The 20,185-nt window shown below is 66.0% G+C and carries 16 protein-coding genes; 12 read left to right on the forward strand and 4 right to left on the reverse strand.

Annotation, left to right across the window (positions count from 1 at the left end; genetic code table 11):
- Positions 1-29: 29 nt before the first annotated feature.
- The 4 genes from G5T42_RS07635 to G5T42_RS07650 all read left to right on the forward strand — a co-directional run bounded on the left by G5T42_RS07635 (position 30) and on the right by G5T42_RS07650 (position 6,316).
- Complete coding sequence (locus G5T42_RS07635; RefSeq protein WP_165130142.1) at positions 30-950, forward strand: 1,4-beta-xylanase; 921 nt, start codon at positions 30-32, stop codon at positions 948-950.
- Positions 947-1,873 (forward strand): BadF/BadG/BcrA/BcrD ATPase family protein, encoded by a 927-nt coding sequence (locus G5T42_RS07640; RefSeq protein WP_165127354.1) that lies wholly within the window; start codon positions 947-949, stop codon positions 1,871-1,873. Before G5T42_RS07635 ends, G5T42_RS07640 begins: the two co-directional genes overlap by 4 nt.
- A gap of 155 nt (positions 1,874-2,028) precedes the next feature.
- On the forward strand, positions 2,029-4,020 hold the full coding sequence (locus G5T42_RS07645) for a cellulase family glycosylhydrolase (RefSeq protein WP_165127356.1): 1,992 nt from the start codon (positions 2,029-2,031) through the stop codon (positions 4,018-4,020).
- A gap of 115 nt (positions 4,021-4,135) precedes the next feature.
- Positions 4,136-6,316 carry an alpha-galactosidase gene (locus G5T42_RS07650; RefSeq protein ID WP_241246009.1) on the forward strand — a complete coding sequence of 727 codons (2,181 nt, stop codon included), beginning with the start codon at positions 4,136-4,138 and terminating at the stop codon, positions 6,314-6,316.
- Positions 6,317-7,008: 692 nt separating this feature from the next.
- On the opposite strand, the gene G5T42_RS07655 is transcribed toward G5T42_RS07650, so the two are convergent.
- The 4 genes from G5T42_RS07655 to G5T42_RS07665 all read right to left on the reverse strand — a co-directional run bounded on the left by G5T42_RS07655 (position 7,009) and on the right by G5T42_RS07665 (position 9,916).
- Complete coding sequence (locus tag G5T42_RS07655) at positions 7,009-7,848, reverse strand: SDR family oxidoreductase (RefSeq protein WP_165127358.1); 840 nt, start codon at positions 7,846-7,848, stop codon at positions 7,009-7,011.
- 145 nt (positions 7,849-7,993) lie between these two features.
- Entirely contained in the window at positions 7,994-8,431 is a 438-nt protein-coding gene (locus G5T42_RS17975; RefSeq protein WP_347104404.1) for an aldo/keto reductase, read from the reverse strand.
- Positions 8,364-8,960 carry an aldo/keto reductase gene (locus G5T42_RS17980; protein ID WP_347104405.1) on the reverse strand — a complete coding sequence of 199 codons (597 nt, stop codon included), beginning with the start codon at positions 8,958-8,960 and terminating at the stop codon, positions 8,364-8,366. Before G5T42_RS17980 ends, G5T42_RS17975 begins: the two co-directional genes overlap by 68 nt.
- Before the next feature lie 65 nt (positions 8,961-9,025).
- The gene (locus G5T42_RS07665) at positions 9,026-9,916 is read right to left on the reverse strand and encodes a helix-turn-helix transcriptional regulator (RefSeq protein ID WP_165127360.1); all 891 of its coding nucleotides are present in this window, start codon (positions 9,914-9,916) and stop codon (positions 9,026-9,028) included.
- 132 nt (positions 9,917-10,048) lie between these two features.
- Here G5T42_RS07665 and G5T42_RS07670 point away from each other — a divergent pair, with 132 nt between their 5' ends.
- The 8 genes from G5T42_RS07670 to G5T42_RS07705 all read left to right on the forward strand — a co-directional run bounded on the left by G5T42_RS07670 (position 10,049) and on the right by G5T42_RS07705 (position 19,385).
- Entirely contained in the window at positions 10,049-11,281 is a 1,233-nt protein-coding gene (locus G5T42_RS07670; RefSeq protein WP_165127362.1) for a multidrug effflux MFS transporter, read from the forward strand.
- Between the two features lie 10 nt (positions 11,282-11,291).
- Positions 11,292-12,311, forward strand: a complete 1,020-nt coding sequence (locus G5T42_RS07675) for a zinc-dependent alcohol dehydrogenase family protein (protein ID WP_165127364.1) — start codon at positions 11,292-11,294, stop codon at positions 12,309-12,311.
- Positions 12,312-12,624: 313 nt separating this feature from the next.
- Positions 12,625-13,044 carry a cupin domain-containing protein gene (locus tag G5T42_RS07680; RefSeq protein WP_165127366.1) on the forward strand — a complete coding sequence of 140 codons (420 nt, stop codon included), beginning with the start codon at positions 12,625-12,627 and terminating at the stop codon, positions 13,042-13,044.
- Between the two features lie 474 nt (positions 13,045-13,518).
- Positions 13,519-14,994 (forward strand): ADP-ribosylglycohydrolase family protein, encoded by a 1,476-nt coding sequence (locus G5T42_RS07685; protein WP_165127368.1) that lies wholly within the window; start codon positions 13,519-13,521, stop codon positions 14,992-14,994.
- A gap of 125 nt (positions 14,995-15,119) precedes the next feature.
- Entirely contained in the window at positions 15,120-16,442 is a 1,323-nt protein-coding gene (locus G5T42_RS07690) for an ABC transporter substrate-binding protein (RefSeq protein WP_165127370.1), read from the forward strand.
- Between the two features lie 61 nt (positions 16,443-16,503).
- On the forward strand, positions 16,504-17,454 hold the full coding sequence (locus G5T42_RS07695) for a sugar ABC transporter permease (protein ID WP_165127372.1): 951 nt from the start codon (positions 16,504-16,506) through the stop codon (positions 17,452-17,454).
- Entirely contained in the window at positions 17,454-18,242 is a 789-nt protein-coding gene (locus tag G5T42_RS07700; protein ID WP_165127374.1) for a carbohydrate ABC transporter permease, read from the forward strand. Before G5T42_RS07695 ends, G5T42_RS07700 begins: the two co-directional genes overlap by 1 nt.
- Positions 18,243-19,385 (forward strand): glycoside hydrolase family 99-like domain-containing protein, encoded by a 1,143-nt coding sequence (locus tag G5T42_RS07705; protein WP_165127376.1) that lies wholly within the window; start codon positions 18,243-18,245, stop codon positions 19,383-19,385.
- The last annotated feature ends 800 nt before the right edge of the window (positions 19,386-20,185 follow it).

Below are 20,185 nucleotides of genomic sequence, written 5' to 3' on the forward strand. Positions count from 1 at the left end.
TCGACGCGCTCGCGGAACCCGTCCTCGGCATGACGTGGGGCTGGGTCGGCACGCGCGGTACGTGGACGACCCCCGAGGCCGACGAGTCCATGCGCCTCATGGCCGAGCACGGCGTCACCTGGACGGCGCTCGCGTACGCCGCCGAGCAGGAGCACATCTTCTCAACCGACATCCCCTTCGAGGAAGGCCCCGCGGTCGGCGACGACGAGATCGTTCATGCTGTCCGCCGTGCCCATGCGTTGGGGCTCAAGGTGTGCCTCAAGCCCGTCGTCAACGTCTCGGACGGCACGTGGCGCGCCTACATCGGGTTCTTCGACCAGGACGTTCCGAACGAGCCGACCTGGACCGAATGGTTCGCTTCGTACCGGAGGTTCATCCTGCACGCCGCCCGGATCGCGCAGGCGGAAGGGTGCGAAATGCTCTGCATCGGCTGCGAGATGGTGCGCGCCGACGGGCAGGAGGCGCTGTGGCGGGCCCTCATCGCGGAGGTCCGCGGGGTTTACGACGGCCTCATCACGTACAACTGCGACAAGTACCAGGAAGACCGGCTCACATGGTGGGATGCCGTTGACGTCATGTCGTCGAGCGGTTACTACCCCGTCGACGACTGGGACGACCAGCTCGACCGCGTCGGCCGAGCCGTCGAGCGGGAAGGCAAGCCCTTCTTCTTCATGGAGGCCGGATGCCCCTCGCGCGTCGGGTCACCTGACCTTCCCAACGACTGGAACCTCGCCGGTGCCCCGTCCGGTGCCGAGCAGCTGCGCTACTACGAGGAGATGCTCCGCGCGTGCCGCGCCCGGCCGTGGCTCCGAGGGCTCATGCTGTGGGACTGGCCCGCGACGCTCTATTCACGCGAGGAGGCGCATCTGAACGACGACTACTGCCCCTACGGAAAGCCCGCGGGCTCATACATCGCAGAGGCATTCCGGGCATGGGAGCACGCAGCATGACGGGACGCCTGACGCTCGCGGTCGACGCGGGCCAGACCGGTACCAAGGTGCGCTCAGGCGGCATCGGCGAGCCCGTAGAGTTCGTCCTGCCGGGCGTGCGCACACACGAACCGCTCCTGCCACAGCTCGCAGAGTCTGTCCGGCACGTTGCGCGAGAGCTCGGCGGCCCGGTGTCGGTCGTCTCGACCGGCACCAGCGGCCTCACCGCCCCGGACGCAGACGCTTCGCTCCTGCGCGCGCTGCTCGACGACGTCGCCCCCGAACGTGTGCTCCTGGCCCACGACTCCGTGACGTCATTCCTCGGCACGCTCGGGGATCGCCGCGGCGCCGTCGTCGCGGCGGGCACGGGCGTCGTCACACTCGCCGTCGGCGCGAGCACCGTCGCGCGTGTCGACGGGTGGGGCAACATCATGGGCGATGCAGGCAGCGCGTACTGGATCGGCCGAGCCGGGCTGGATGCCGCGATGCGCGGCTACGACGGCCGCGGGCCTGCGACCCCCCTGACCGACCGGCTCCGTGAGCGCTGGACCGACATCGAGGACGCATACATGGCATTGCAGGGCGACGCCGACCGCGTGCGGATCGTCGCGTCGTTCTCCGAGACGGTCTCCGAGCTCGCCGGCGACGACGCAACGGCAGCGGACATCTGCCGCGCGGCAGCGGCGGAACTCGCCCTCTCGGTGACCACGGCCCTGCGACGCGTCGGCATCGAATCGACTGAGCGGCCCGCCGTGAGCGCGATCGGTGGAGTGTTCCGCTCGCCTCTCGTCCGCGACCGCTTCGAACAGATCATCAGCGCGTCGCACCCCGACACGATCTTCGAGGCGGCACACGGCACGGGACTCGACGGCGCGGCGGCGCTCGCAGCACTCGACGCCGCGCATCCGCTGATGGCGCACGTCTCGGAGGCGCGCTCGCATTGACCAGGGTCGCGGTCGGGCCACCGCGACTCGACCCCGGACGTCCGCACGGGCGCGCCGGCCCCAGCTCGCGGCATCCGTCGCGGGCTCCTGCATCAAGGAGATCGAAGATGACTCCCTCACGGAGTAGAGGCACCACACGCATCACCGCGGCGCTCATGGCCCTGGGCGTCGCAACAGCAGCACTCGTCGGCGTCGCCACGCCTGCGAGTGCGGCGCCCGCGTCGCAGTTCGTCAAGGCGAAAGGCTCTCAGCTGCAGCTCGCCGGCAAGACCTACGAGTTCGCGGGCACCAACAACTACTACCTCGGCTACAAGTCCCCTGCGATGGTCGACGCCGTGCTCGACGACGCCAAGGCCGCGGGCTTCGACGCCATCCGCACCTGGGGGTCGCAGGACTACCAGAACCCCGACGGCACGGGCTCCGTGCACCAGAACTTCGAGGGCGTCTGGTACCAGGCGTGGGATGCCGCGGCAGGGAAGCCCGTTGTCAACACCGGTGCCGACGGGCTGCAGAAGCTCGACTACGCGATCGCCGAGGCAGGCGAGCGCGGGCTCAAGCTCGTCATCCCGTTCACGAACAACTGGAACGCGTTCGGCGGCATGGACCAGTACGTCCGGTGGGCCGGACTCGACGAGCACGCCGACTTCTACACCGACCCGACGATCAAGTCGTGGTTCAAGAGCTGGATCGAGACGCTGCTCAACCGCACCAACTCGATCACAGGGGTCAAGTACAAGGACGACCCGACGATCCTCTCGTGGGAGTTGGCGAACGAGCCCCGCTGCACGAGCGCGGGCGTCTACCCGAACGGGACCTGCGACACGGCCACCATCACCGCGTGGGCGGACGAGATGAGCACGTATGTGAAGTCCATCGACAAGAACCACCTTCTCTCCGCCGGTGACGAGGGCTTCTTCTGCCGGCCTGACTCGCAGTGGACGCTCACGCAAAAGTACGGCGCATCAGGCTACGGGCCGGGCTTCGGCGAGAACTGCGCGGACGGCGTCGACACCATCGCACTCGCCTCGCTCAAGAACATCGACTGGATGTCGATGCACCTGTACCCCGACCACTGGAAGACGACGGTCGACTGGGGCACGGGCTGGATCACCGAGCACGCACGCGCCGCCGCGAAGATCGGCAAGCCGGTGTACCTCGGCGAGTTCGGCGTCATGGACAAGGCCACCCGTATGCCCACGTACAAGAAATGGCTCGAGACGATCCGTCTCACGGGAGTCGACGGCACCCTGTACTGGATGCTGGCATCTCGACAGGACGACGGCACGCTGTACTCCGACTACGACGGATTCACCGTGTACTGTCCCAGCCCTGTCTGCACGCTCATGTCTGCGCAGGCCAAGCTCGTCCCGCTGACCGCAGCGGGAGCGAAGACCCTGCTCGACACGATCGCCGACGACGACACCCTCACGGTGGAGCGCGACACCACGGCGACTGTGGACATCCTCGCGAACGACGTGTCGCTGTCGATCCCGATCAGGAAGTCCACGCTCGACCTCGACCCCGCGGCGTCGGGACGCCAGACCTCGGCGACCGTCGCCGGTGGCTCGTTGGCGGTGAACGCGGACAGCACCGTTCTCTTCACCCCGACCCCCGGCTACACAGGCAAGGCGGCGTTCCCCTATGCCGTCGGCAACGGCGTGACGACCTCGACGGCGACGCTCACGATCACGGTGCGCCCCGCGCCCGGCGACCCCGTCGTGCTCGCGTCGTGGGAGTCGGGGGTTGAGGGCTGGGCGCCGGCGAACTGGCAGTCTGACCCTGGTGCGCTCTCGACAGGGCCCGCGGGCGCGACCGACGGCGAGTCCGCTCTGCAGGTGACCTCGAACGGCGCGTGGTTCGGCTCACCCGCCGACAACCCCACGCTGGATCTGTCTACCCGCGCGTCGATCGAGTTCGACATCACGACGGCATCCGCCGGGACCTCAGTCGCGGTCGCCGTCCGCTCCGGCGAGAGCTGGTCGTGGTGCCAGTCCGGGTGGACGTGGATCCCCGAGAACACGAGCCAGATCGTCGCGGTCCCGCTCGACACGTTCGGCTGCGACGCGTCGACGCTCACGAGCGTTCACGACGTCCTGGTCTATTTCAACGCCGGCACGTTCTCGATCGATCGGCTCACCGTCAAGTGATTGGCTGAGTTCACCGACTGGCCGGTGGGTGCGGAAGGCCCGTTCCGCACCCACCCGTCTCTGCGCGCGACGGCTCCGCCCCGAGCGCCGAACAAGCCCTACAGAGAGGCACCCCGTGGCACAGCACACCCCCTCCACCAGTGCATCGATCATCGGCAGGCCCGACGGTCCCTTCGTCCTGGAAAGGGACGGTGTCGCGGTCGTCATGGCGCACACTCCCACGGGGCTCCCGTCGGTGCTGCACTGGGGCCATGCGCTTGGAGCCCTCACCATCGACGACCTGGGGGCGATCCCCGCAGGCGTCGGACGGCAGACGCCCGGTGCGACCCTCGACGCGGCGTGGGAGCTGTCGATCGCACCGCAGGAAGGCGACGGCTGGTCGGGTCGCCCAGCGATGCAGCTGCGCAGAGACGGAGTCCTGCATCACACGCGCTGGCGCGAAGTCGAGCTCGACCGCGGAGATGACGCCTTCACCGTCACAGCCCTCGATCGGAGCTCGAGCCTGCGGCTCACGATTCGGATCGGGATCGAGGCGGGGGGTGTCGTCGCGGTCGACGCGGCGCTGCGCCACGAAGGCGCGGCCGATGCCGCTCCCGTCGAGATCGATTGGCTCGAGGCGACACTCCCCGTGCCGACGACCACCGACACTCTCACCACTTTCGACGGCCGCTGGACCCGTGAGAAGCGTCCCGTCACGATGGCCATGCCGCCCGGCTCGACTCTCAGACAGTCCCGGCGCGGACGGCCCGGGCACGACGCGCCGACGATGCTCATTGCATCCGAGCGTCCGCCCCTATGGCACAGCGGCCGTGCGTGGGCGGCCCACGTGGCCTGGTCGTCCGATGCCACGTATCGCATCGATCGCGTCACGGACGCCGTGACGCTCATTGGCGGCGGGGAACTTCTGCGACCCGGCGAGGTCGTGCTCGCACCGGGCGAGGAGTACTCCGCTCCGCGTGTGCTGTTCATGCAAACCGATGAGGGTCTCGACGGCCTCGCCGCTCGTACCCACACCTGGCTGAGAGCGCGGGAGCAGCATCCGTCGTCTCCTCGCCCCCTAGTCCTCAACACGTGGGAGGCGGTCTACTTCGATCACGACGAGGCTCGCCTGCTTGCACTCGCAGAGAGGGCCGCAGACGTCGGCGTCGAGCGATTCGTCCTCGACGACGGATGGTTCCAGGGGCGCCGCGACGACTCGACGAGCCTGGGCGACTGGGTCATCGACGCCGACGTCTGGCCAGACGGGCTCGCACCACTCTCCGGTCGCGTGCACGAACTGGGCATGCAGTTCGGGCTGTGGTTCGAGCCCGAGATGATCTCGCTCGACTCCAACCTGGCACGCGCCCACCCGGACTGGCTGCTCCACGACCCCGGTCACCTCGACCACGGGCCCGATCTCTCCTGGCGCACTCAATACGTGCTCGATCTCGCGAATCCCGAGGCCTACGCGCACGTGCTCAATCAGATCGACGCGGTCGTGCGCGAGGTCGGCGTCGACTTCATCAAATGGGACCACAACCGCGACCTCGTCGAGTCGACGCACAGCGGTCGGCCCGGTGGGCGCGAGCACACGCTCGCGGTGTACCGCCTGATCCGCGAACTCAAGGAACGGCATCCGTCGCTCGAGATCGAGTCGTGCTCGAGCGGGGGAGCGCGCACCGACCTCGGCATCCTCGACCTCTGCGACCGCGTCTGGGCCAGCGATTCGAACGACCCCGTCGAACGGCAGGACATCCAGCGCTGGACGGGACTGCTCCTGCCCCCCGAGCTGGTCGGCGCACACGTCGGCCCCACGACGTCTCACAGTTCGGGGCGTACGACCGCACTTTCGTACCGCATGGCCACAAGCCTCATGGGCTCGGCGGGATTCGAATGGAACATTCTGGAGTGCGACGAGGCCGAGACCGCCGCGATCCGGCGCTTCGCGACGCTCTACAAGGAGCTCCGCGCCGTAATCCACACGGGGAGGGTCGTGCACGCCGACCTTCGCGACCCCGCCTGGCGAGTCACCGGCTTCGCGACGGACGACGCCTCGGTCGTCATCGTCGCGACCGTGGCAAGTCTCGAGGACGCGCGGGCAGAACGGCTCCGGATGCCGTGGCTCGATCCCGACCGGCGATACATCGTGCGAGTGCGCCGCGAGATCGGCGACGCCGAGTACGGATGGATCGCACCGGAATGGTTCACCCCCGGCCAGATCGAAGTGTCGGGGCGGGTTCTCGCGGAGGTGGGCTTGCAGCTGCCGACGCTCTGGCCGGTCCAGGCGTTCGTTCTGCACCTGGTTCCCGCTGGGTGACCGCTCTGAGCGGGGTGGCTCGCGTGCGGCGAGAACTCGGCGGTGGTGTCGCATGACGGGGCCGCTGCTCGTCATCGGCGGCTCCATGATCGGCAAGGGCATCGGGAGCCTCTAGGCCCGGTGACCGGCGTTGACATTGCGGCCACGGCTACATCGTTGATTGCACAAGGGCTTCTACATCAGGTGTCCCCCAAGTGTCCCCGAGCATCCCGAGTGCGCCGATTCTGGGCAACTCCGGAGTGCATAAAGTGCGAGGCGTGCGGTCGGCCGAAGCGCGGGAGTCGCCTGGTGACGCTTGGAATCCGCGCGATTCCGCGGCAGAACGGCCCAGCGCCGTTGAGGCCGCGGATCCCTGAATCTACCCTGCTAAGGTGGAGTCCCCTCACGGGGACCGAGGGTTCAAATCCCTCCGTCTCCGCGTGAAAACCCCCGGTAAATGGGGTTTTTCTTTTGCAGCGAGCCGCATCTCGAACTGTGTGTGGAGTGCGTGGAGAGGACTGAGTGCGAACCGCCGGTTCGCCGGGGTTCGCGTCCAGTTCGCGCACGCGCCCTTTGGGTGCAATCGACGAATGCAAATACCAGGTGAGAAGCCAAATCCTGGCGGAAGTAGTCCACTCTTCCGCAGTGGAGCATTGCGACGCAGTCGGCGCCGGCAATCCGACTGTTCCGAAATGAGACCGCACAACGTGGTCTCAAGCGTCGTGATCGAGGCCCGTGGAGAGGTCGAGGTGCGCGTCGGCCTGCTCGATGAGCGTCTGCCCCTTCCCTTTCACGGCCCGCACCGCGTCCGCGCCGGCCACCCAGCGCGGGGGCGGGTCGTCCAGTTCGAGGATCTTCACGAGGCTGGCGGCGAGCTTCGCGGGGTCCCCGCTCTGCTTCCCGTTCATCGACTTCCACCCGTCGATCGTGGCGGCCGTATCGGCATAGTCGTCGATCGACAAGGCGGGCCAGAGTGTTGATGACCTCTCGACGAGCAGTTGGGTGCGGAAGAAGCCCGGTTCAACGGCGGTGACCCGGATGCCGAATTGCGCGACCTCTTCGCGGAGCGATTCCGTCCATCCCTCCAGTGCGAACTTCGATGCGCCGTACGCGCTGCCGAAGCCTCGTGAGACGATCCCGGCGGTAGAGGTGATGGTCACGATGTGACCTGAGCGCTGCCCACGCATCACACGCAGCACGGCGCGGGTGACATGCAGAGGTCCGAAGAAGTTCGTCTCCATCTGCGCCCGGAACTGCTCTGGGCTCATTTCCTCGAAATAGCCGGCCTGGAAGTTGCCCGCGTTGTTGACCAGCACGTCGATGCGACCGAACCGATCGATCGCCGCTTCGACGGCCGCGTCGATCGAATCGGTGTCGGTGATATCGAGGGACACGGCGAGCAGGTCGTCGTGCTCACCGACCGCCGCGATGACGTTCGCCGCGGCCCGTGCGGTGGCCAGAACACGGTAACCGGCCGCGAGCCCTGCCTGCGCGATGTCGACGCCCATGCCGCGGCCCGCACCAGTGATAAGCCAAACCTTGCTGTATGTCATTTCTTGCCTTCGCTGCCGACGGTACGTCGCGTCAGGCAAACGAGGGAGACCCTGTCGGTACACCCGCCGACCGCGAGGTCTGCATACTTGCCCCCAGGGCCCCGGACCAATCCGGGTGAGCGAGACGTCTCCGCCCCGATATCCCCTAGTACCAGTACGGATCCTGTGGGGTATAGGGGGCCTCGAGACGGGTGACTTCGTCGTCGGTGAGGATCACGTCGAGCGCGGCGACGGCGTCGGCCAAGTGCTTGTCCTTCGTCGCACCGACGATCGGGGCGGCGACGACTGGGTTGCGGAGCACCCAAGCCAGCGCGATCTGCGCCATGGGCAGGCCGCGTTCGCCGGCGATCCGCTCGACGACGTCGACGATGCGTCCGTCGGCGGGGGAGTCGAAGGTCTTGGCGACGGCGTCGGCTTCGGCTCGCTGCGTCTGTTGTCCCCATGGGCGGGTGAGGCGTCCCTTTCCGACCGGGAGTAGGGCGTGAGTCCGACTCCCATGTCGAGGCACATCGGGATCATCTCCCGTTCCTCCTCGCGCTTGAGCAGGTTGTACTGGTCCTCCATCGCCGAGAACGGCGTCCACCCGCCGACGGCGGCGGCGACTGCAACTTCGCGAACTGCCACGCGAACATCGAAGACGCGCCGAGGAAGCGGACCTTCCCGGCCTGGACGATGTCGTGGAGTGCTTCCATCGTCTCTTCGACCGGCACAGTGTCGTCGAACCGGTGGATGTAATAGACGTCGATGTAGTCGGTGCCGAGCCGCCGAAGGGATGCGTCGACTTGTTCCATGATGGCGCCGCGGGAGAGTCCCTGCCCGGTGGGTCCGTCGTGCATCTTGCCGAAGACTTTGGTGGCAAGGGTGATGTCTTCACGGTGTGCGTACTTCTTGATGGCGCGTCCGACGAATTCCTCGCTGCTGCCGGCCTGGTAGGTGTTCGCGGTGTCCCAGAACGTGACACCGAGTTCGACGGCCTGGCGGAAGAACGGCTGGGACGCATCCTCGTCGAGGGTCCATCGGTGCAATCCGGTCACGGGGTTGCCGTAGCTCATGCAGCCCAATGCGATGCGACTCACCGTCAGGTCGGTGCGGCCGAGGCGGGCGTGTTCCATGGTGATCCTTCGTCGTGGCGATCGTCATCCGCTGATCTGCCTCGCGGGGTGCGATCGTGTCGTAACTAATCCGCGGTCTCCGACCCTGTTGCGGCGGCGGCGGTGTGCTGGGCGCTCCACGACGCCAGGAGTCGGAGTCGCTCCGCGGAGGGTGAGCCCGGTTCGGCGGTGTAGATGAGGAGCACGTTGCCGGGTTCGGCGGTGATGGCGAGTTCTTCGTAGGCGAGGATGAGTTCGCCGACGACGGGGTGGTGGAATCGTTTCGTGCCCGCACCGTGGGTGCGCACGTTGTGCGCGGCCCAGAGCTCGCGGAAGGTGTCGCTGCGCAGGGAGAGTTCGCCGACCAGGTCTTGGAGTGCCTTGTCGTGCGGGTCTCGGCCGGCCTCGGCGCGCATGACGCCGACGCACATTTCGGCGAAGCGGTCCCAGTCGGGGTAGAAGTCGCGGGCGGCGGGGTCGAGGAACTGGAAGCGGGCGAGGTTCGGGGTGCGGCCGCCGTCGCCGATGACAGGTGAGTAGAAGGCGCGCCCGAGGTCGTTGACGGCGAGGATGTCCTGACGGGCATCGCGGACGAACGCGATGCCGTCGGTGATCGCGGCTAGTGCCCATTCCAGGCTGAGGCGCGAGCCGCCGGCTTTGCTCGCACGCCGGCGGGGGCGTCCGGAGGTGGGGATGCCGTCGGCGGCGCGCGCGAGGTCGAGGAGGTGGGCGCGCTCGGTGTCGTCCAGCTGCAGAGCGCGGGAGATCGCGTCGAGCACGGAGGCGGATGCGCCGGCGATCGCGCCGCGCTCGAGCTTCGCGTAGTACTCCACGCTCACCCCGGCGAGGGAGGCGACTTCGCTGCGCCGCAGTCCGACCACCCGACGATTAGGCCCGCTGGTGAGCCCCGCGTCGTCCGGGGACACCCTCGCGCGTCGGGTCATGAGGAACTCGCGCACCTCTGCCTTGTTGTCCATACGAGGAGGCTACGTCGCGGCAATTGCGTGGGGGAGACCCTGGCAGAGTACCCCTTGGCATCACGGGTGCCCTGTCAGTACACCCTCCATCAGAGACTCCCCCTCCGCGTGCCGTGCGCTCAGGCTGGACTCATGTGTGACACGACCCGGGAACGCCCCGCCTTCAGCAGGCTGCTTCCTAGCCTGCTGCTCTTGCTCACCGTCTTCGGTCCGATCTCGATGGACCTGTACCTGGCCGCGCTACCCGCGCTGACGGTCGAGCTCGGTGCCGCAACCTCGATCGCGCAGCTGACCATCACGGCGTGCCTGATCGGCCTCGCCGCCGGCCAGCTGGTCGCCGGGCCCCTCTCGGACCGGTTCGGACGGCGCGGCATCCTGCTCATCGGCATCGTCGCCTACATCCTCACTTCATTGCTGTGCGCGATCAGCCCGACGGTGGAGTTACTCATCGTGGCTCGCTTCGTTCAGGGTCTTGCCGGTGGGGTGGGCATCGTGATCGCTCAAGCTGCGGGCCGTGACATCTACACCGGCACGCACTTGATCCGCTTCTACGGCCGGCTGACGGTGATCGGCGGGTTCGCGGCGATCGTCGGGCCGCTCTTGGGGGGTGTGCTCAACACGGTGACCGACTGGCGGGGACTGTTCGTCTTCCTCGCCGCGATCGGCGCCGGCATCCTGACCATCACGCTCGCCGTGTTCCATGAGACTCTGCCCGCGGGTCAGCGGACCTCCGGCGGATTCGATCAGACGCTGCGAGACTTCCGCACGCTCCTGACCGACAGGCTGTTCCTCGGTGCAGTTCTGAATCAAGGCTTCCTGTACGCCGCACTGTTCGCCTACCTGGCGGGGGCGACGTTCGTGCTGCAGGACATATACGGACTGACGCCATTCGCCTACTCGCTCGCGTTCGGGCTGAACTCCGCCGGGTTCATGATGTTCGGATACCTCGCGGGCCGCGCCGCGGAGCGGTGGAGCATCCGCGGCACCCTCACGGTCGGAATCGCTGTGGCCGGGCTCGGCGCAGTCGGGCTGCTCATCGCGGGACTGACCGTGCTGCCGCTGTGGGTAGTCATCGTGTCGCTGTTCCTCCTCGCCAGCGGGGTGGCGATCTCGTCTCCTCCGGCTACGACGCTCGCCCTCGCCGATTACCCGCAGATCGCCGGGACCGCCTCGTCGCTGCTCGGAATGGTGCGGTTCGGGTTCGGCGGCGTCGCCGCACCCCTCGTCGGCATCGCCGGCGCCACCAGCATCCTGCCCCTCGGGCTCGTCACCGTCATCGCCGTGATCCTCGCCGGCGCCGCCTACTTCCGCCTCGCCCGCACCGCCTCGCCGGTCCAGCCGTTCCCGGTAGCCCTCACCCACTAAGGAGCCCACCATGCGTGGAGTCATCATGTACGCACCCGGCGACGTCCGCGTCGAAGACCGCGACGACCCGACGATCATCGAATCCACCGACGCGATCATCCGGATCACCGCGACCTGCATCTGCGGGTCCGACCTGTGGCCCTACCGCGGCGCGGAACCCGTCGACCACGCCCCGATGGGACACGAGTATGTCGGCGTCGTCACCCAGATCGGCGAGGACGTCAAAACGATCAACGTCGATGACTTCGTAGTCGGGTCGTTCTGGTCCTCCGACAACACATGCGAGATCTGCCGGGCCGGCTACCAGTCTTACTGTGTGCACCGCACCCTGATGGGCACGATCGGGACTCAGGCCGAATACGCCCGGATCCCCCTCGCCGACGGGACCCTCGTCGCGACCCCCGAACATCCGGATGCGGACCTCATCCCGTCGCTGCTCGCCGCGTCCGACGTGCTGGGCACGGGATGGTTCGCAGCCGTAGCCGCGGAAGCCGGCCCAGGCAAGACCGTCGCTGTCGTCGGCGACGGCGCGGTCGGACTGCTCGGCATCCTCGCCGCGAAGGAACTCGGAGCAGAGCGCATCATCGCGATGTCGCGTCACGCCGACCGTCAAGCGCTCGCCCGCCGATTCGGCGCGACCGACATCGTCGAGCAGCGCGGAGACGCCGGCGTCGCAAAGATCAAAGAGCTCACGAATGGGCTGGGCGCTCACAGTGTGATCGAGGCCGTCGGCACCCAGGAGTCGATCGAACAGGCCATGGGCGCGACCCGCCCCGGCGGTCACGTCGGATTCGTCGGCGTCTCGCATGACGTCTCGATCGACGGCCTCGAGCTGTTCGGCGCCGGCATCCACTTGCACGGCGGCGCCGCGCCCGTGCGGAAGTACCTCCCCGAGTTCATCCGACTCATCTGCGAGCGCAAGATCGACCCGGGTGTCGTCTTCGACCTCACCCTCCCACTCGAGGACGCGGCAGAAGGCTATCGAGCGATGGATGAGCGTCGCGCGACGAAGGTGCTCCTCACCGTCTGACCCATGCACGCACGAGAACGTTTGGAACCCTCCATGAATCGTCGCTCCCTGACCGGCCTCGGTGCCCTGCTGCTTGCCGCGACCATCACCGCGTGCGCCCCGCACCGCAGGCGTCGTCACCGAGCCCCGCGGCCTCGACGAGGGCTCCGGCTATTTCCCCAACGGCCGCAGAGACAGCACGCATCGACACGGCGAGCGGCCAGATCGTCGGGATCATGCCCCTCGACACGATCGATGACATCTCCGAACTGCGCGCAGCGACGGAGAGCTTCCCCGCCACCATCCGACGCGCCCGAGAAACAGAAGGACAGAGATGACCACGAAGAAGCAGCCGCAATCCCAGACGGTGAAAGGTCCGGCGGAGTGGTTCACCGGCGACGTCTACTTCAACGCCTACTACGCCGGTGAAACCCCTTCGCGCACGCGACTGAACCTCGTTCGGTTTACCCCCGGCGCGCACACTGGATGGCATCGACATGCTGTCGGCCAGACGCTGCACGTGACCGAAGGGTTCGGCTACGTCCAATCCCGCGGCGAACCCGTCATCGAACTGCGTCCCGGCGACACCGTGTACACCCCGCCCGGGGAATGGCACTGGCACGGTGCCCAGGCCGATCAATTCATGTGCCACCTCGCGCTCTGGGAAGCATCCGGTCCTGACTCTGCTGAGCCGGAGACCGTGTGGGGGGACAAGCTCACTGCAGAAGAGTACGCATCGGCGGCACAAGGCTAACCATCGCGTCGAGCCGCGTCGGGGCCGTGCGTACTCAGGGCGAACCGTTGGTCGCGGAGGATGCGGTGTTTTGAGTGCGCAACCGGCAGCGAGAGTGCGCATTTTCGCTTGTGATGGGCAGAATATGGCCCTGCTAAGGTGGAGTCCCCTCACGGGGACCGAGGGTTCAAATCCCTCCGTCTCCGCGGAAAAACCCCCGGTAAAGCGGGGGTTTTCTTGTGCCGATCAAAACAGGGTCGTGCCATTGTCGGGGTCGAAATCGGACCCAGGGGTCCACCAGGGGTCCCGGACAAAATCGGGACCTGCGGGAGCGAGGGATCCGCGTCTTCCGCACCCGGGGAATCCGGGTCTTCCGCCGTGCCATCCGATCGGCGTGCGCCCCCGTGCGCCCGCGATGCATGCACCCAAATGGCCGATTTGCGCCGCGCCGCGGCATGTGATGAGGTGTCATGAAACGTTCCATGGGAGGCGATGATGCTCACGCGTGAAAAGGTGCTGGGATGCTGGCTCGGTAAGGCCGTGGGGGGAACTCTCGGCCAGAACTTCGAGGGCCTGGAAGGTCCACTCGAGGTCGACTTCTACACGCCCGTCCCGACGGAGATGATTCCCAACGACGACCTGGATCTTCAGGTTCTGTACGCGGTGAAGCTCGCGGAGCAGGCGAATCCGAGTGTCGATCGGCATTGGATTGCCGACGCGTGGCGCCGGCATGTTGAGTTCCCGTGGAACGAGTACGGCGTCGGTCTGCGAAACCTCGCCGAAGGCCTGACGCCGCCTCACACCGGTTCGTTCGACAACTGGTTCAGCTGCGGCGAAGGCGCTGCGATCAGGAGCGAACTCTGGGCATGCTTGGCGGCTGGCGACCCTGACCGCGCGGCTGCCTACGCGTACGAAGACGCTTGCTTCGACCACGCCGGCGACGGCATCCACGCTGCGGTGTTCCTGGCCAGGATGCAGGCGCTGGCCTTCGTCGTGTCCGACTTGGATGCCCTTATCGACTGCGGTCTCGAGGGTGTGCCGAGGGACTCGGAGTTGCGCCGAGCCGTGGAGATGGTTCGATCCCTCATCGCCTCGGGGGCGAACTGGATCGCGGCGAAGGAGAAGGTCGACGCCGAGTTCGCACGCGATGACTTCACGGACGTGCGGGTCAACACGGCCTACGTCATCCTCGGCTTGCTCGCCGGCGCCGACTTCTCCGAACGCATACTGATCACGAACAACTGCGGCGCTGACACGGACAGCACCACGGCCTCGTTGGGCGCCCTCTTGGGAATCATGGACCCCAGCTGTATCGATGAGAGGTGGCTCGCGCCAATCGGGCGTGATCTCGTGCTGAGTGAAGAAGTCGTTGGCATTCTGGCGCCCCCAACCTTGGATGACTTCACCGACCTGGTTCTCGACCTGTCCAAGCGGCTGGACGGAGCGTATCCGCCCCCGGTGGACGATTCATCACCCGCCGGCCTTCCCATTCCCGTCCGGCTCAACTGGACTAACACGATTGGCGGCCGATGGGACATCCGCGACCTGTCAGAGCTCCCGCCCGAGGGTGCTCCGCCGCCCGCCGAAGAAGATGAGCCCATTCCGTGCGAGATTCCGGGCACATGGATGCAATTGCACCAAGAACGGTTCGAGGACCGGATCCTACTCCTCCGTTACAGCCTCTTCAGCCGCGGGCGCGCCCGCATCCGTCTGATGATCAACAGCACTGTCGAATACAGAGTGTGGATCGACGGAAACTACGTGCACGGCGCGCAAGGCAGCCGCATCATGATGCCGGCTCCTCATGCTGCGCCTTTCGGGCAGGCGGTCGACCTGGATGCGCCTCGCGAGGGCGCCGAACTGCTTGTCGCCTTCAAGCGACCGCCCCGGCATGAGCCGATCGCCGAATGGGTCGTCGCCGTCGCGGAGCCGGGAACCGGACAGTGGATTCCGCACGCGCTTCGACCGTGACCGGCTCGTTATCAGCGCTGCTTGCACAGCCGCAGGCAACTGTGTTTGACTTCGTGAAACGTTCCATCACCCGAGGCGTTACGGTGCCCGGCACCATCCCGAGAATCATGCAAAGGAGCAAGATGATGAGCAAGACCCGGACGTCGCTCAAAGCCCTGGCCGGATTGACCCTACTGTCGACGGCCGTGCTCGCCGGATGCAGCGCTGGCACGGAGGCATCGAACGACGACAATGAGAAGGTCACCTTGACGTGGTGGTCATGGGACATCGCCGATCCCAAGGCGGTTGCTTCTCAGTACGAGGAAGCGCACCCCAACGTCACGATCGAGGTGTCACAGCCGCAATACAACGACTATCTGACCACGCTTCGCCCCGCCCTGACTTCAGGGGAGGGTCCGGACGTCTTCCAGGTCGCCCCCGGGACGCTTCTCGCGAATTACGGACCTCTCGCAGACGACCTCGCGCCGCTCGCGGAGTCAGCCTGGGGGGCGGATTGGCGCGACAACTACAGCGAGGTTGCCGTCAGCCAGCTCTCCGACGGCGACAAGGTGGTGGCTCTGCCGAACTACATGAGCGGCGCGGGCCTCATGTACTACAACGCGTCCCTCGTTGAGGAGCTGGGCATTGAGATCCCGACAACCGTTTCGGAGTTCGTTGACGCATGCAGCACGGTGACCGCGGCCGGATACGACTGCCTGGCGCACGGCGCAAAAGATGCGTGGGTGAACACCGATGTGTTCCAGGCGCTCGCGATCAGCGCGGACGGCGACGCGCTGCAGGCCGCGATCGCCGGCGAAGGCGAATGGACTGATCCCGCTCTGGTAAAGGCCATGACCGCTTGGCAACGCCTGTTCACCGACGGAGTCATCCCATCAGGCGCTTCCGCGCTCAGCGAGTATCCCGACGCGAACACCAACTGGCTTTCGAACAAGGCCGTGTTCATCGCGCTGGGGACATGGAACACGCCGTACACGCAGATCGCCAGTGGGGTGGAGAGCCAGCAAGAAGCTGTGACCACCCCGATCGATGGGGTCTTCCTCTCGGCACCGTTCCCCGCTGTGGACGGCAACGAGCCCGCCGGCCTCTTCGGCGGAGTGGCAAACGGGTGGGCGCTCAATTCCGCGAGTGCATCGAAGGACGCGGCCTTCGAGTTCATCTCCTGGCTCTCCGGCAAGGATGGACAGCAGTATCTGGCCGACAATGCGATCTTCCCCGCCTATCTCGGCCTGTCTATCGACACCTCCGACGTGGTGGACCCCCGCCAGCTGGATGACATCGCCAATCAGCAGACCTTGCTTAGTGAGATCACCTATCCGCGCGAGATCCCCTACCCCGACCTCGCAACGGCAATCGGACAGGCGCTGTCCGAAGTGGCCGCTGGGACTGCCACTCCTGCCGCCGCTCTGGAGACCCTTCAGGCCGCATCCGAGAGCATCGCACGCGGATAGCCGCAGACTGACAAGGGGCGGGGACGCTTGGCTCCCCGCCCCGCCTGAAGTGAGAGATGCAATGACCACCGAAGCAACGGCGCGGAGCGTGCCCTTCCAGCGCCGCAACCAGACCACCGAGAAGTCATCGATGACCCGCCGCAGATCCGCGCTCATGGCCACGGTGGAGGGTTACGCGTTTCTGCTTCCTTCCTTGGTGCTCGTGGTCGGACTCATCTACGTGAGCATTGCGGCGAACATCGTGTACTCCACCTGGCAGTGGAACGGCGTGTCGCCGACGCACCAGACCATTGGTTTCGACAATTACATCCGGCTCGCCGCAGATCCGACGTTCTGGCGCGCCCTCGCCAACACCCTTCTCTTCGGACTGATCGCCGTCTTCACTCAGCTGCTGCTCGGTTTCGCGTTAGCCGTACTGGTGAGGACGAGATCGTATGGAACCGGACTGCTGCGCACCCTCCTGTTCGTCCCGGTGGTCCTGTCGCCAGCGGTCGTTGCGACTTCCTTCCGGCTCCTGCTTACACCGGATGGACAGTTCAACGAGTTGCTCCGACTGATCGGTGTCCCTGCAGAGGTGCCGTGGGTCGCGGATCCGAACATCGCACTGTTCTCCTTGGCAGTGATCAACATCTGGCAGTACACCGGCTACAGCTTCGTCATCTATGACGCGGCGCTTGGACAGCTTGACGCGTCAGTACTCGAAGCCGCCCGCGTCGACGGAGCATCAACGGGACAACTCATCCGCCACATCGTCTTCCCGCTCCTGCGCGGATCGCACCTGATCCTGATCGTGCTGGGCTTCATCGGAGCTCTGAAGACCTTCGAGCTCGTATTCCTCATCACCGGGGGAGGACCGGGCACGTCCACCGAGTTCCTGACCACGTACATCTACCGTCAAGTCGTAACCCAGTTCAATGCCGGGTACGGTGCAGCGCTGTCTATGGCGCTGGTTGGCGTGGCTCTGCTCTTCGCGGTCCTGCAGGTCCGCCTCACGCGAGCGAATAACAGCTGATGTTCATACGCCAGACATTCATCGGGCGGGCCCTCTCGCAGATCGCCGTCCTTCTTTCGATCGTCCTCGTCGCGCTTCCGCTTGTCATGATCGGATGGCAATCATTGCAGGGGCAGGGGGGCTTGAACTATCTAGTTGTGCTCACCGGCACGCCGTTTGTCACCTTCATCGGCAACAGCCTTGTGATCGCCGTCGCCACCGTCGCCATCGTGCTGGTCTGCTCGCTCGCCGGTGCCTTTGCGATAGAACTCCTACGTCCGCGCGGCTCTCGCCTGATGCTCGCCCTGTTGCTGGGCGGACTCACGCTGCCGGCCGTTGCTCTCATCGCCCCGCTGTTCACGATCATCCAGTCGCTGCAACTCGACAACACGCATTGGGCCGTCATCCTGCCACAGGCGGCGATCGCGCTTCCGTTCGGAGTGCTGCTGTGCTCCAACTACATCCGCGGGCTGCCTATCGAGGTCTGGGAGGCCGCTCGAATCGACGGCGCCGGCACCGTTCGATTCTTCGTGAGCATCCTTGTCCCGTTGGCACGGCCGATTCTTTTCGTGATAGCCGTTTTCACCTTCCTCGGGGCATGGAACGAGTACGTGCTCCCTTTGCTTTTCCTCCAGGCCCCCGACCTGAGAGTGGCCACACAAGTACCTACCTATTTTGCGAGTGAGAGACGAATGGACCTTCCCAAGATATTCGCGGCAAACATACTCATCAGTATCCCGGTCGTCGTGCTGTACCTGCTGACGCAGTCGCAGTTCAGGCGCGGCCTTTCGGGCGGAGCGGTCAAGTAGATGCGTCCTACCCCCAAAGTCCTCGCCTACTACTTTCCGAATTACCATGTCGATCCCCGTAACGAACGGTGGTTCGGGCAAGGGTGGACGGAGTGGGACATCGTCGCCGCGGCGACGCCCCGGTTCCAGGGACATCAGCAGCCGAAACGGCCTATGCTCGGCGCGTTCGACGAGAGCGATCCCTCGACAGCCGAGGCGCAGATCGAGCTCGCACGACGCGGCGGCTTGGACGGCTTCATCTTCGACCACTACTGGTATGAAGATGGTCCATTCCTCAACGGCGCCCTGGAGAAGGGCTTCTTCGGCGCCCGGAATTTCACGGACATCGAGTTCTCCATCATGTGGGCGAATCATGACTACGTGAACATCTTCCCCTCGTCGGCCCCACACGAGCCCGCGCCGCTCCTGGCCCGAGGCGAGATCTCGGCAGATGCCTTCAGACAGTTCTTCCGCTATGTAATAGCCAACTACTTCTCGCGACCGAATCACACGCGCATTGAAGGTCGCCCGCGATTCTCGATCTATGAGCCGTCCCGCTTCATTCGCGGCGTCGGGGGACGCGACGTCGCGCGACACTTGCTGCGCGAGTTCGACGATGAGACGCGACGCGCCGGTCATGAAGGGGTCCATATAGATTTCCTGATCTGGGACTCAGCGATTCTTCCCACAGATCTCAGCGGTTCGATCGCCCCCACGGATCTCGAGTACCTCGGCGTGGCGAGCGCCAGCTCTTACGTCTGGATCCATCACATGGACCACGACGACACCGCGTTTCCTGTCGGCGGATCGTGGACCGAACAGGCGGACCGTGTGTACGACGTATACGAGCGATACGCTCAGCGTCTGCCCGTTCCGTTCTTCCCCAATGTGACCGTCGGATGGGACAGCTCACCTCGGACTAATCAGGCCCGGGCTTTCCAGCAAGGCGACTACCCGTGGATCTCGGCATGGCGATCAACCCCAGCCGAATTCGAGGCCGCGCTGAAGAAGGCAATCGAGTTCGCTCGCCGACACCACGACCGGTACTCGGAGATCTCGATCAACGCGTGGAACGAATGGACCGAGGGGTCCTACTTGCTTCCGGACTCAGAGCACGGCTACGCGTACCTCGATGCTATTGCGGCACTTCGCGCGACCGTGTGATCGCTCGGCACATGTGAGGGGCGGGCGAGGCCCCGCCAATGAGCCCAGGAGCAACTGCGCTGACGGCCACCGGCACGCGAACATCCGTCCCCCTGCCGGCGCACTCACATGTCACAAGGACGACGATGACACCCGCCGTCGGTACGTACTGGTACGACAATTGGCACGTAGACCCGCGGTAAGAGACGTGGATGGCGGAGGGATACTCCGAGTGGCGGGTGGTGAGGCAGGCCACCAAGCGATTCGAGGACCACCAGCAGCCCGTCGCTCCGCTGTGGGGATTCACCAACGACTGCGACGTGCATGCCGCCCACCGATCCGCGCGGTTGGCTGCTGCAGCCGGTGTCAGCGCTTTCATCGTGGACTGGTATCGGGGCGAACGAGCACCCTTCCAGGACCGTCAGCTCGATGAGGTGATTGCCCGCCCCGGCTTTCCGTTGCCCTTCTCCCTCATGTGGGGCAATCACCACTTGGTCGACGTCTGTCCCGCACCAGCCAACGAAATCCCCCCGCCCTCTGGCCTCCGCGACGGTAGACCCATACGACTTCAACCTCCTCACCGAACGCGTCCTGAGCCGATACATGTCTCTGAACCATTACTGGCGCGATGAGGGTGGGGCATACTCCTCGATCCTCGAGCCAGCCCACCTCATGGATCATCTCGGCGCGCCTGGCGCCCTCCGCAACGCGCCCTCGTCCTTCCGAGAGCGGGCGCGCGAGGTCGGCGTGGGGGACCTGCACATCGCTGGCATCTGCCCGCCGGACGGCGAGGCCGTGCCTCCCGGCGCCTCGGACGCGGG

This window comes from Microbacterium sp. 4R-513 (assembly GCF_011046485.1).
Classification (GTDB): domain Bacteria; phylum Actinomycetota; class Actinomycetes; order Actinomycetales; family Microbacteriaceae; genus Microbacterium.

What these genes read in the sequence shown, in the direction of transcription:
- G5T42_RS07635 (WP_165130142.1), top strand. Translation starts at nt 30, where the DNA reads ATGACGTGGGGCTGGGTCGGCACGCGCGGTACGTGGACGACCCCCGAG.
- G5T42_RS07640 (WP_165127354.1), top strand. Translation starts at nt 947, where the DNA reads ATGACGGGACGCCTGACGCTCGCGGTCGACGCGGGCCAGACCGGTACC.
- G5T42_RS07645 (WP_165127356.1), top strand. Translation starts at nt 2,029, where the DNA reads ATGGCCCTGGGCGTCGCAACAGCAGCACTCGTCGGCGTCGCCACGCCT.
- G5T42_RS07655 (WP_165127358.1), bottom strand. Translation starts at nt 7,848, where the DNA reads ATGACATACAGCAAGGTTTGGCTTATCACTGGTGCGGGCCGCGGCATG.
- G5T42_RS17980 (WP_347104405.1), bottom strand. Translation starts at nt 8,960, where the DNA reads ATGGAACACGCCCGCCTCGGCCGCACCGACCTGACGGTGAGTCGCATC.
- G5T42_RS07665 (WP_165127360.1), bottom strand. Translation starts at nt 9,916, where the DNA reads ATGGACAACAAGGCAGAGGTGCGCGAGTTCCTCATGACCCGACGCGCG.
- G5T42_RS07670 (WP_165127362.1), top strand. Translation starts at nt 10,049, where the DNA reads ATGTGTGACACGACCCGGGAACGCCCCGCCTTCAGCAGGCTGCTTCCT.
- G5T42_RS07675 (WP_165127364.1), top strand. Translation starts at nt 11,292, where the DNA reads ATGCGTGGAGTCATCATGTACGCACCCGGCGACGTCCGCGTCGAAGAC.
- G5T42_RS07680 (WP_165127366.1), top strand. Translation starts at nt 12,625, where the DNA reads ATGACCACGAAGAAGCAGCCGCAATCCCAGACGGTGAAAGGTCCGGCG.
- G5T42_RS07685 (WP_165127368.1), top strand. Translation starts at nt 13,519, where the DNA reads ATGCTCACGCGTGAAAAGGTGCTGGGATGCTGGCTCGGTAAGGCCGTG.
- G5T42_RS07690 (WP_165127370.1), top strand. Translation starts at nt 15,120, where the DNA reads ATGAGCAAGACCCGGACGTCGCTCAAAGCCCTGGCCGGATTGACCCTA.
- G5T42_RS07695 (WP_165127372.1), top strand. Translation starts at nt 16,504, where the DNA reads ATGACCACCGAAGCAACGGCGCGGAGCGTGCCCTTCCAGCGCCGCAAC.
- G5T42_RS07700 (WP_165127374.1), top strand. Translation starts at nt 17,454, where the DNA reads ATGTTCATACGCCAGACATTCATCGGGCGGGCCCTCTCGCAGATCGCC.
- G5T42_RS07705 (WP_165127376.1), top strand. Translation starts at nt 18,243, where the DNA reads ATGCGTCCTACCCCCAAAGTCCTCGCCTACTACTTTCCGAATTACCAT.